11 protein-coding genes are annotated in these 11,619 nt (G+C 60.9%); 7 read left to right on the top strand and 4 right to left on the bottom strand.

The genetic code is table 11. From position 1 onward, the window contains the following. Nucleotides 1-33 precede the first annotated feature (33 nt). Both leuC and leuD read left to right on the top strand, forming a co-directional pair. Nucleotides 34-1,500: a 3-isopropylmalate dehydratase large subunit gene (leuC, locus tag ACP7B9_RS07590; protein WP_425862569.1), complete on the top strand. Its 1,467-nt coding sequence runs from the start codon at nucleotides 34-36 to the stop codon at nucleotides 1,498-1,500. A 12-nt stretch (nucleotides 1,501-1,512) separates the two neighbouring features. Continuing rightward, nucleotides 1,513-2,112 carry a 3-isopropylmalate dehydratase small subunit gene (gene leuD, locus ACP7B9_RS07585; RefSeq protein WP_425862189.1) on the top strand — a complete coding sequence of 200 codons (600 nt, stop codon included), beginning with the start codon at nucleotides 1,513-1,515 and terminating at the stop codon, nucleotides 2,110-2,112. Between the two features lie 210 nt (nucleotides 2,113-2,322). On the opposite strand, the gene ACP7B9_RS07580 is transcribed toward leuD, so the two are convergent. After that, complete coding sequence (locus ACP7B9_RS07580; protein ID WP_425862187.1) at nucleotides 2,323-3,282, bottom strand: hypothetical protein; 960 nt, start codon at nucleotides 3,280-3,282, stop codon at nucleotides 2,323-2,325. A gap of 389 nt (nucleotides 3,283-3,671) precedes the next feature. On the opposite strand from ACP7B9_RS07580, the gene murA reads away from it, so the two are divergent. Genes murA through ACP7B9_RS07560 form a run of 4 tightly spaced genes read left to right on the top strand, consistent with a single transcriptional unit; the run spans nucleotide 3,672 to nucleotide 8,046 of the window. Then, nucleotides 3,672-5,009, top strand: coding sequence for a UDP-N-acetylglucosamine 1-carboxyvinyltransferase (murA, locus tag ACP7B9_RS07575; protein WP_425862186.1), 1,338 nt, complete (start codon nucleotides 3,672-3,674; stop codon nucleotides 5,007-5,009). Between the two features lie 5 nt (nucleotides 5,010-5,014). Continuing rightward, nucleotides 5,015-5,875: a lysophospholipid acyltransferase family protein gene (locus ACP7B9_RS07570; protein WP_425862184.1), complete on the top strand. Its 861-nt coding sequence runs from the start codon at nucleotides 5,015-5,017 to the stop codon at nucleotides 5,873-5,875. Next, the gene (locus ACP7B9_RS07565) at nucleotides 5,872-6,909 is read left to right on the top strand and encodes an NAD(P)H-dependent glycerol-3-phosphate dehydrogenase (RefSeq protein ID WP_425862182.1); all 1,038 of its coding nucleotides are present in this window, start codon (nucleotides 5,872-5,874) and stop codon (nucleotides 6,907-6,909) included. Before ACP7B9_RS07570 ends, ACP7B9_RS07565 begins: the two co-directional genes overlap by 4 nt. Nucleotides 6,910-6,912: 3 nt before the next feature. Further along, entirely contained in the window at nucleotides 6,913-8,046 is a 1,134-nt protein-coding gene (locus ACP7B9_RS07560; RefSeq protein WP_425862180.1) for a D-alanine--D-alanine ligase family protein, read from the top strand. Nucleotides 8,047-8,114: 68 nt separating this feature from the next. On the opposite strand, the gene ACP7B9_RS07555 is transcribed toward ACP7B9_RS07560, so the two are convergent. Beyond that, nucleotides 8,115-8,360 carry a hypothetical protein gene (locus tag ACP7B9_RS07555; RefSeq protein WP_425862178.1) on the bottom strand — a complete coding sequence of 82 codons (246 nt, stop codon included), beginning with the start codon at nucleotides 8,358-8,360 and terminating at the stop codon, nucleotides 8,115-8,117. Between the two features lie 113 nt (nucleotides 8,361-8,473). On the opposite strand from ACP7B9_RS07555, the gene ACP7B9_RS07550 reads away from it, so the two are divergent. Next, a complete protein-coding gene (locus ACP7B9_RS07550) occupies nucleotides 8,474-9,613 on the top strand; it encodes a methyltransferase (protein ID WP_425862176.1) in 1,140 nt (379 codons plus the stop codon). Nucleotides 9,614-9,621: 8 nt separating this feature from the next. Here the strand turns inward: ACP7B9_RS07550 and ACP7B9_RS07545 are convergent, their stop codons facing one another. Next, on the bottom strand, nucleotides 9,622-10,122 hold the full coding sequence (locus tag ACP7B9_RS07545; RefSeq protein WP_425862174.1) for a DUF3515 domain-containing protein: 501 nt from the start codon (nucleotides 10,120-10,122) through the stop codon (nucleotides 9,622-9,624). Nucleotides 10,123-10,329: 207 nt separating this feature from the next. Then, nucleotides 10,330-11,520, bottom strand: a complete 1,191-nt coding sequence (locus ACP7B9_RS07540) for a CaiB/BaiF CoA transferase family protein (protein WP_425862172.1) — start codon at nucleotides 11,518-11,520, stop codon at nucleotides 10,330-10,332. Nucleotides 11,521-11,619: the final 99 nt, after the last annotated feature.

Raw genomic sequence — 11,619 nt, 5'->3', positions numbered from 1 at the left:
GCAACCACACCCGAAGCACACGACTCAGCACAGGTGCCGACCGTTTCGACATCGACTCCGCGAAAGACCGCGAAGACGCTGGCCGAAAAGGTATGGCGCGACCACGTTGTAAAGCAAGGCGAAGGTGATGGCGACGCTGCCCAGCCTGACCTTCTGTACATCGACCTTCACTTGATCCACGAGGTCACCTCGCCGCAGGCCTTCGAGGGCCTGCGCCTAGCTGGTCGGCCGTTGCGCCGCCCGGACCTGACCATCGCCACGGAGGATCACAACACTCCAACGCTGGCCATCGACAAGCCGATTGCCGATCTCACGAGCCGCACCCAGATCCAGACGCTGCGCAACAACTGCGCCGAGTTCGGTGTCCGCCTGCATTCGCTCGGCGACGCCGAGCAGGGAATTGTTCACGTGGTGGGCCCGCAGCTGGGTCTGACCCAGCCGGGCATGACAGTTGTTTGCGGCGACTCGCACACCTCAACCCACGGTGCAGTTGGCGCCCTGGCATTCGGAATCGGTACCTCCGAGGTTGAGCACGTCATGGCAACCCAGACGTTGCCGCTGAAGCCGTTCAAGACCATGGCCATCAACGTTGAAGGCACACTGCGCCCCGGCGTCACGTCCAAGGACATCATCCTTGCCGTCATCGCCAAGATCGGCACCGGCGGCGGTCAGGGCTACGTGCTCGAATATCGCGGTTCCGCCATCCGTGCACTGTCCATGGACGCCCGCATGACCGTGTGCAACATGTCCATCGAGGCAGGCGCCCGTGCAGGCATGATCGGCCCCGATGAAATCACCTTCGATTACCTCAAGGGCCGCGCCCATGCACCCGAGGGTGACGACTGGGATGCCGCTGTTGAGTACTGGAAGTCCCTGAACACCGAGGCCGACGCCGAATTCGACGCCGAGGTCTTCCTTGACGCCAACACGCTGGATCCCTTCGTTACCTGGGGAACCAACCCGGGCCAGGGTGTTTCCTTGAGCGACAACGTGCCGAACCCGGAGGACTTTGGCGATGAAAACGCCAAGGCCGCTGCCGAACGCGCGTTGGCGTACATGGATCTGGAAGCCGGCACACCGATGAAGGACATCCGTGTTGACACGGTGTTCCTAGGTTCCTGCACCAACTCCCGCATCGAGGACCTCCGCGCAGCAGCGGACATTATCCGCGGCCGCGAAAAGGATCCCAACATCCGCATGCTGGTTGTTCCCGGATCTGCACGCGTCCGTCTGGAAGCAGAGGCTGAAGGCCTCGACAAGGTATTCCTTGACTTCGGTGCAGAATGGCGTTTTGCCGGTTGCTCCATGTGCCTGGGCATGAACCCGGACCAGCTGGAACCGGGCGAACGTTGTGCCTCCACGTCCAACCGTAACTTTGAGGGCCGGCAGGGCAAGGGTGGCCGCACACACCTGGTTTCTCCTGTTGTGGCAGCTGCTACCGCTATCCGCGGAACCCTCAGCTCGCCGTCGGACCTGTCACCTGCAAGCACCGTAGCGTAAGGAGCTAACACCATGGAAAAGTTCTCCACCCACACCGGCATTGGTGTCCCGCTGCGCCAAAGCAACGTTGACACCGACCAGATCATTCCGGCCGTCTACCTCAAGCGGATCACCCGCACCGGCTTCGAGGACGCACTGTTCTCCAGCTGGCGCAAGGATCCGGAATTCATCTTGAACCGCGAGCCCTACGTTGCAGGTTCTGTACTGGTTGCTGGTGCCGATTTCGGTACTGGTTCCTCACGTGAGCATGCAGTTTGGGCCCTCAAGGACTACGGCTTCAAGGCCGTGCTGTCCTCACGATTTGCCGATATTTTCCGCGGCAACTCGGGCAAGCAGGGACTTGTTGCCGCCGAGGTGGCTCAGGATGACATCGAGCTGATCTGGAAGGTCCTGGAAAACGCTCCAGGCACCGAGATCACCGTTGACCTGGTGGCCAAGATGGTTACGGCGGGCACTGTTGTTGCCCCGTTCCAGATTGACGACTACACGCGTTGGCGCCTGCTCGAAGGACTCGATGACATTGGTTTGACGCTGCGCGACGAACCGGCCATCACCGCGTTCGAGGCCACGCGCCCGTCGTACAAGCCCACCACGCTGCCGGTGAAGGTCTAACCGCAGTAGCTTGGCAGCCGGCCCGTCCCTCAAAGGGGCGGGCCGGCTTTGTTGTATGGCGCCCTCAAATGCCCTGAAACTGCTGCGAGGGGGCCGTTGTGGACATCTGCTGGCGGCCTGCCGGGGGCGAAAGACCACCTCGGCCCCCTGAGCTCGTGAGACTGTCCAAAACGATGGCGGAAGTCCACTTTCGTCCCGCCCGTCAGGCATCTATTTCGAGGGCAACCCTGCCTCGTGGAGCAGGGCGATGAGTCTCTGGGGGTACTTGAGATCATCCCAGGTCCAGCGGACCACGTTGTAGCCCAAGGCCCGTAACCTGTTTTCACGATTCTTTTCCTCCACCACCACCTCGGAGGGTGTCTTGCCCTTGAGATACTTCTGGGCGGAGTACTTTTCGTAGCCATCAAATTCGCCGAGAGTCTTGTACTCTTCCCAATCAAAGTCGGGAAAACCGATGCGGCCCCGCCCATCTCTGAATTCCACCTGCAATGTGGGCCGCGGGAAACCGTTAAGGATCATGAATGCTCTGCTAAGGGACTCTCCGGCGGATTGAGATAGTCCGTTGGCGGCCTCCAGAACTCTCATGACGCGGCCACGTTGCGTTTCGTTGGGCAGAAGTGCGACAGAGTCGATAACGTGTTGCTCTGTGAAGGTCAGGTTCATCTGGGGTGGCGAACCAGGAAACACCTTGCCTTGCAGCAGTCTGTCCATCGCGGCCAACGACTTGGTGAGGGGGAGCCTGACGGCCATGTCACGTGCCGTTTGCACAGGCGGGGTGACCAAGAGGCCGAACATTTCCCACGGTTTCGGGTCCCGATCGATCCCGTTCAGACGATGCACGCCATTGCTGCTTTGACCCCCGATCCTGCCCCGAGGAACTATGGTCTGTACATCCTTCGGTGTGCCAATCAAGGGCAAGCCAATGATTTGTGCTGCGGATTCCCGAGCGAAAACCGGCTTGCCGACAGCAGTTTCATGAACCGACTGAATCTTCACTCGGTATTTGTGCCAAGGAGTCAATGAGCTCCAGACGTCGGCGGGTAAATAGAGCCCTCGACGGACTCGAATTAGGGCCCCGGACTTAGCCAGGCGGGACAGCCTGCGGGCCGAATGCTCGTCCTCGTATTTGCTTTCGGCTGTGATGAACGATGGGAGCTCAAAAGTATTCACAGTCCAAGGTTGCGCGTCTCCAGGCCGGATTCGACGTCGGCGGGGTGCAATTGTGGACAACAGGTGCCGCCATTGCCCCTGTGGAGGAGCCGCCGGCACAATCCCTATCGGAAGTCCATGGTTCCGACGTGTCCTCCTGACGCTGCCATTCGTTGTGGGGGCTGTCGCGGTCATTCGACATGGGTCGGCCACAGGCGGATGACCGCACTGGCCCCCGGGGCTCCCGGAACCGTCCAGAACGACGGCGGTTGTCCGGCCCAGCCCCCGGACTCACCTGCGCAAGCTGGCGCCCAACTAGCGCGCGTTCATTTCGGCATACGTAGCGGAGAAACTATGCTTGACGGAGGCTGCCGTGCTTTGCGGATGCTGGAATACAGGTATAGGTGACGATGAGCGGAATTCTGACAGTTCGAGGTGGTGTCCCGCTCAAGGGACGTGTCCAGGTGCGCGGAGCCAAGAACTTGGTTCCCAAGGCCATGGTGGCCGCATTGCTGGGAAATTCCCCATCGACGCTGCGCAATGTCCCTGAGATCAAGGACGTTGAAGTAGTTACCTCGTTGCTGCAGATTCACGGCATCACCGTGGAAAAGGATTCTGTCACCGGAGATCTGACCCTGGACCCGGCCAACGCCAAGAAGGCCTCCAGCTCGGAGATCAACACCCACGCCGGTGACTCCCGCATCCCGATTCTGCTCTGCGGACCGATGATTCACTCCATTGGCCACGCCTTCATCCCTGACCTCGGTGGCTGCAAAATTGGCGACCGCCCCATCGACTATCACCTTGAGGTCCTGCGTAAGTTTGGCGCCGTGGTGGACAAGACCGGTGGCGGAATTCTCATCAGTGCGCCCACAGGTCTTAGGGGCACCAAGATCTCATTGCCGTACCCCAGCGTCGGGGCAACCGAGCAGGTACTTCTCTCGGCCACACGCGCCGAAGGCATCACCGAACTTTCCGGTGCCGCAACCGAACCGGAGATCATTGACTTGATCGCCATCTTGCAAAAGATGGGCGCCATCATCTCTGTGCAGACGGACCGGACCATTCGCATTGAAGGCGTCAGCGAGCTCACCGGTTACGATCACACGGCCCTGCCTGACCGCAACGAATCGGCGTCCTGGGCCTCGGCGGCCTTGGTAACCGGCGGCGACATTTACGTTGAAGGCGCCAGCCAGCGTGACATGATGACGTTCGTGAACACGTTCCGCAAGATCGGCGGCGGCATGGACATTCACGATGACGGCATCCGCTTCTTCCATAAGGGCGGGGCGCTGAAGCCCTTGGTCCTGGAAACCGACGTTCACCCGGGCTTCATGACCGATTGGCAGCAGCCTCTCGTCGTGGCTCTCACGCAGGCCGAGGGCGTCTCAATCGTCCACGAAACCGTTTATGAGAACCGCTTTGGATTCACCAAGGCGTTGACGCGGATGGGTGCCAGCATCCAGCTCCACCGCGAGTGCCTAGGCAGCATCCCGTGCCGTTTTGGCCAGCGCAACTTCATTCACTCCGCCGTCATCTCCGGATCCACCCCGCTCAAGGGTGCCAAAATCAATGTCCCCGACCTGCGCGGTGGCTTCAGCCACATGATTGCCGCACTGGCCGCCGAAGGGACCTCAACGGTGACCGGCATCGACGTGATTAGCCGCGGCTATGAGCGCTTTACTACCAAGCTTCAAGGACTAGGTGCCGATTTCGACGTCCACGACTCCAAAAAGTTTGTAGGGTAAGGACCATGAGCGCTGATCAGTCTGGCAAGTCAACTTTCAAGCGCGCCTTTAAGCCCCAAGGAATGAGCCTTCGGACCAGGCTGTTCTTTGCGCTGCTGGCTGGTGTAGCGCGGTCGCTCATGAACGTTGTCCTTGGCAAGGAATGGTACGGCCTTGACCGCCTGCCCCGTGATGAAGGCTTCATCGTGGTTCCGAATCACTGCACCGAGATCGATCCTATTGTGGTGGGGCACATGCTCTACAACCAGAACATCATGCCGCACTTCCTAGCCAAGGATGGGCTCTTTAAGAACCCGATTCTTGGTGCCGCTTTACGCGGCGCGAACCAGATTCCTGTGGAGCGCAGCGGTGCGGGTGCCGGTAAATCTTTGGTTGCCGCGCAGGAAGTGCTCGACGGCGCCGGCGCGGTTGTCATCTACCCCGAAGGTACGCTCACCCGCGACCCGGAGCTGTGGCCTATGAAGGGGCGCACCGGCGCTGCCAGGCTCGCCCTGGGGACCGGCGCCAAGGTGATCCCCGTGGTCCATTGGGGTGCGCAGGAAGTCTTCCCGCGATACGCCAAGGGCTTCAAGATCTTCCCGCGCAAGAAGGTGAAGGTTGTTGTCGGCAACCCCGTGGACCTGAGCGCTTTTGCGGGAATGCCTGCTGACAAAGAAACGCTTGAGGCTGTCACCGAGGTCATCATGGCTGAACTCACGTCCATGCTGGAAGAACTCCGCGGCGAGCAGGCTCCGGCCGAGCGTTGGAACCCCGCCGCTCATCAGCAGTCGGCTCACGGCCGATTCGTTGAGCGTGGCGCCAAGGGTGACGAGCAGGAACAGACCAAGAACGACGTCGGCACAACAGAAAAAGGTGACCTCCAGTGAGCTATGTGGATGGCAAAGCGCCGGCCAAGATTGCTGTGTTGGGCGCTGGCAGCTGGGGAACCACATTCGCGAAGATCCTCGGTGACGCGGCGGCTGGAACGGACCGCAAGATTGTGTTGTGGGGACGTCGGCAGGAAGTTGTTGACCAGATCAATAATCTCCACCGCAATCCGCGCTACCTTTCCACAATCGAGCTGCCGGCGAACATCACGGCCTCCAGCGACGTGCTGGAAGTGCTGAAGGACGCCGAATTGGTGGTTCTGGCGGTTCCTGCGCAGACTCTTCGTGAGCAGCTGCGGAGCCTGGCCGGGCACCTGGCCAAGGACGCCGTCGTCATTAGTTTGATGAAGGGACTTGAGCTGGGTACTGACCAGCGCATGTCCCAGGTGATCGAGGCCGAACTTGGTTTGAGCCCCGAGCGCGTCGTGGTGATTTCCGGGCCCAACCTCGCCATGGAAATTGCGCGTCAGGAACCAACGGCCTCTGTTGTGGCGTGTTCTGACGAGAACACGGCCAAGTGGGTCGCGACGGTTTGCAAGCCCAAGTATTTCCGCCCGTACACCGTCGATGACGTGGTGGGCGTGGAGATCGGCGGGATCGTGAAAAACGTGATTGCGCTGTGCGTTGGCATCTGCGAGGGCAAGAAGGTTGGCGACAACACGAAGGCTTCCGTCATCACCCGCGGGCTGGCCGAGACCACGCGTTTGGCGCTGGCGTTGGGCGGCAAGGCTGAGACCATGTCAGGTCTGGCCGGTCTGGGAGACCTCGTGGCTACGTGCTCGTCCTCGCTGAGCCGCAACCACACCGCTGGCCGCATGCTCGGCGAAGGCTTGACCCTTGACGAGGTCAACAATCGCATGACGCAGACGGCGGAGGGCATTAAGTCCGGCCGTGCAGTGTCGGAGCTTGCCGCCAAGGTGGGCGTGGATATGCCGATCACCAACGCGGTGGTGGGCGTCCTTGAAGGTAAACTGACTGTCGATGAACTGGGCCCGCTGCTGCTGGCCCGCCAACTGAAATCCGAAGGCGATTAACGCGTGACTACCGATTCCCCTGCCACAACTGCGCCCATTCGCGTTGCCATTCTCTTTGGCGGCCGCTCCAGTGAGCACGCCGTCAGCTGTGTGACTGCCGCCGGTGTGCTGGCTGCCATTGACAGGACCAAGTACGACGTCGTCCCCATCGGTATCGCAAAAAGCGGCCAGTGGGTTTTGGCTGGCGAGGAGATCGAAGGCTGGTCACTTAAGTCGGGTGCCCTGCCGGAGGTTTTGGCGGGGGACAAGACTGTTTCCTTGGCGCACCTGGGCGGTGGGCACCAGCTGGTGGTTTCCGAGGCCAGCTCAGTTCCGCAGGAGTTGGGTTCGGTTGACGTGGTGTTCCCACTGTTGCACGGACCGTGGGGCGAGGATGGAACCGTTCAGGGACTGTTGGAACTCAGCGACACCCGTTATGTTGGCGCCGGCGTATTGGCATCGGCCATCGGCATGGACAAGCACTACATGAAAGTGGTTTTTGAGGCGGCAGGGCTGACCGTCGGCCCGTATGTTGCGGTTACTGACCGCGAATGGACCGTGGATCCGGACAAGGTGCGCACCCGTGTAGAGGCCCTTGGCTTCCCTGTGTTCGTGAAGCCGGCCCGCGCTGGATCGTCCATGGGCATCTCCAAGGTGGATTCCCTGGACGGGCTGGACGCTGCCATCGAAGAGGCGCGCGAGCATGACCTGAAGCTCGTCATTGAGGCCGGTATTGTGGGCCGCGAGATCGAGATCGCGGTCCTAGAGGGCCGGGGGAGTGACGCCCCTCGCGTCTCCTTGCCTGGTGAGATCGCCATGCTGGGCAATGAGCACGCGTTTTACGATTTTGAGGCCAAGTACGTTCAGGGCAGTGCCGTGAACCTCAGCTGCCCGGCCGACATGCCGGACGGCGATGTTGCACGCATTCAGGAGCAAGCGGCTCTGGCGTTCGACGCCGTTGGTGCTGAGGGCTTGTCCCGAGTGGACTTCTTCTACACAGAAGCCGGGGAGCTGATCATCAACGAGATCAACACCATGCCGGGCTTCACGCCCAGCTCCATGTACCCGCAAATGTGGGCAGCAACCGGACTTGCTTACCCGGAGCTGATTGATGAACTCCTGCAGCTGGCACTGAACCGCAAGGTCGGCCTCCGCTAGTCCCTGCTCGCCGCGGGTCGAGACACGCAGCTGGTCGAGCCTGTCGAGACCCTGAGCCTGTTCCCGACTCAGTCGTTGGGCTTCACACCAAGGAGTCCCGTTGTTTTGAACTGATGCACGAGCCGGCGGATTGTCCCGATCAGGCACACCACTCCGCCGCCAACCACGGCAACGAGCAGAACCAGCAGCACCGCCGTGTTTTCGCTGCTGCCTGGAAACATCGGCGTGGCCATTAGTCCGGCGATCCCTGCCACCATGATGAGCCCGCCAATCAGCATGAGTTTCAGGCCGGGGCTAAAGCGTGTTTTCGTCATGGACCGAATATAGCCCCAGCACGCAAATTCCACGCGCTGTACACGGGCTAAACTGGGGCCTTACTGATTTTGCGGAAGCACTAGTCCGCACACTTCGAGGAGCCCCACCACCCATGAGCACCCAGCCACTGCAATCGGAACCTACCCTGAGCTGGACGCAGGCGGACGTCGAGGAGACTGCCCGCTGGTTCTCCGCCAGCGGTGCGTCGGCACCCAAAAAGGTGCAGGCAGTGGATGATTCCCTCACAGCTGATGAAGCTTATCGTCTCGCCGCTCAGGGGACAGCCATGTTGTGGCAGGGCGATTACCACAATGCCCGCCAACTGCTTTCTGCCATGGCCCGGCGCCTGCCCACTTTTGCAAGGAACGACGGCGAAGACGTCGCCAAGGCTTTCTACCGCTACCGCCAGGGGCGCACGCAGCGGGCAAGGATGCTGGGCCAATTACTGGTTCCGTTGGAGCCAGGTCCGGCCGTGGCACTGCGCCGGGCACCGGATGTTTCGCAGGCATGGTTGGCAGCAGCCGGCCCCGTTGAGGAGCCAACGGTTGCAACGCTGCAGGATGTTCTCGGTGCCGTTGGAGCGTACGAATGGCGCCGCAATGGCTTGTTTGTGCAGGAACTCGATGCCGTCATCCACCCGCACTATGGGACGTTTGCGCCCATCCGTAGTGAATATCTTGCGCTCGTGGCGCAGGCAAAGCTTCCGTCAACGGAGTTGGCGTTTGATATCGGCACAGGAACTGGAGTGTTGGCGGCAATTTTGGCCCAGCGCGGCGTGAAGCGCGTCATTGCCACGGACAGTGAACCCCGCGCCATTGCGTGCGCACAGGAAAACCTTCAGGCGTTGGGTTTGGCAGATACGGTAGAGGCAACGCTGACCAACATGTTCCCGGAAGGTCGCGCACCGTTGGTGGTATGTAACCCGCCGTGGCTGCCGGGAACCGCAAATACCTTGCTGGACAACGCTGTCTATGATCCCAAGAGCCGCATGCTCAAGGCGTTCCTCACGGGACTCAAGGGTCATCTGGAACCCGGGGGAGAGGGCTGGCTGATCATCTCCGATTTGGCCGAGCACCTGGGCTTGCGTACCAGGGCAGAGCTTTTGAGCTGGATTGAAAACTCCGGGCTCACGGTCTTGGACAAGCTGGACACACCAGCCCGTCACCCGCGTTCCATGGACAGCAGCGATCCGTTCTTCGACGCCCGATCGCAGGAAGTTACATCCCTGTGGCAGCTGGGCGTCAAGGCCTAAGCCAGGAGCTACCCCGCCGAGGTGCTTGGTGCTGCAGTCTCTACGTCGCCCACGCCCACGCAGCCTCCAGTGGAGGGAATTTTGGAGACGGCTGCGGAGATTTCCGTCAAGACGGTGTCTGAGGGAATCGTGTTTTCTTCCAACACCAGCTCCGTGGCTGGATTGCGTCCGTAAGACGTGATGGTCCAGGTCGTGTTTTTTTGCTTGAGGACCCAGTCCACACCGTTGACCGTGACGCACTTGTCGGTGGTCGGCCCAAGCACCTGAACACCGCAGCGCAGAACCACCAGAGATGGATCGCCCCAGGCCGCGGTCGCCTGACTTGAGGTCGTGCGGCGTTTTGCATCGGCCAATGAATCTGGCAGGGCCACCATCATAGGAGCGCACGCCGGGTTGTTGGCGTCCTTGGCTTCGTTGATGGTTACCGACGGGGAGCAGGCGGTCAAAACAAGCAGTGCGGAGGCGGCAAAAGGCACAGCAATCCGCCAGGACCGAGAATTCAAAGGCATGGAATCAAGCTTATCGGTGAAAGCTGGGAGCATGCCCCAGCAAGTGAGCAAAAGCCAGGGATCAATAGCCGGAAGCGAAACGGGACGTTCAATCTTCGCTGGCATCACGACATGTTGATCCCGAAGGCGCTTTGCGTCTCACCGCTGGTCGAAGCGTTCGGGAGCATTCATCCGCCGATTAGTCCGTCAGGGCACCGCCCGTGACGGTCACGGGCGCCCGGTGCGCTCCGGACCTGCCGCCCACGCCGCAATCAACTCGTTGTGCTGTCCCAACGTTGGTGCGGGGGAGGGCGCAACCGAACCTGTGAGTCGCAAGGGTGAAGCGAGAGTTCTGAACCCGTCGGACTCAGTGGCCACATTGCCACGGTGCTCGGAGTGTTCGCTGGTCAGGGCTTCGTTGACCGAGTAAACCTTAGACACCGGCACCTGATGGGCTGACAGTAACTCGATTGCATCGTCGTCGGTAAAAGGGATCAGGGCCTCCTCCAGTGCGGCCCGGAATTCGATGGGGAACTTGTTGCGGCGGGTTTGCTCCATAAAGCGCTCATCCTCGAGCCACTCCGGCCGGTTCAATGCCTGCGTCAATCGGGGGAACAAGCGGTCTCCAGCAATGGCGATGGCAATGGATCCACGCCCGGTTTGGTAGGTGCTGAACGGGGTGGACATGGCATGGTCATTGCCGCAGGCTACAGGGTCCTCACCGTGAAGGGCGCGCATGCCTACGGACTCCAGCACCGAGACCAAGCTGTCCAGCATCGCAACGTCGATGTGTTGGCCCTTGCCAGTGTTCTGACGTTCATTGATAGCTGCCAGTGCTGCGATGGCGCCGTATAGACCGGGGATCACATCGCCGATGCTGATGCCGACCCGCGTTGCCTCCCCTCCAGGCCAGCCCGTGATGGACATCAGCCCGCTCATAGCCTGGGCGATGAGGTCGTAGGCCGGAGCCGATTGCAGCGGCCCGGTCTGCCCGAAGCCGGAGATGCTTACGATCACCAGCCGAGGATTTTCTTCCATGAGGCGCTCGGCGGAGAGGCCCAGCCGGTCCATGACGCCAGGACGGAAGTTTTCGATGACAATATCCGAGCGGCGAATCAGATCAAGGAGTTGCTCGCGTTCGGCGTCCGCCTTGAGATCCATGGTGACCCCGTACTTGCTGCGGTTGAACAGCCGGTAGTAGGCGGACTCCCCGTTGTACCAGGGGCCGAAGTGGCGGGAATCGTCGCCGTCGGGACTTTCCACCTTGATGACCTCGGCGCCCAAGTCCGCCAGGATCATGGCACAGAACGGTCCCGCCAGTACGCGCGATAGATCCAACACCCGCAGTCCTTCCAAAGATCCGGGCCTATTCAAGGCGGCAGGCTCGGTGGCGAGGTTTGCGGGGCTGGCGGAGGTCATCACAAATACGATCCTTTGGGAGAGAACAGCCCGGCTGTCCCGGGAGGTGTAACTACCATCACAGCATCGAATGCCAGCGATCGGCGGTCTCACCGCTCG

The sequence above is a fragment of the Arthrobacter sp. TWP1-1 genome (genome assembly GCF_049897845.1).
Classification (GTDB): Bacteria; Actinomycetota; Actinomycetes; order Actinomycetales; family Micrococcaceae; genus Specibacter.
The sequence above is the reverse complement of the archived record's forward strand: the minus strand, read 5'-3'. Positions and strand labels throughout refer to the sequence as shown.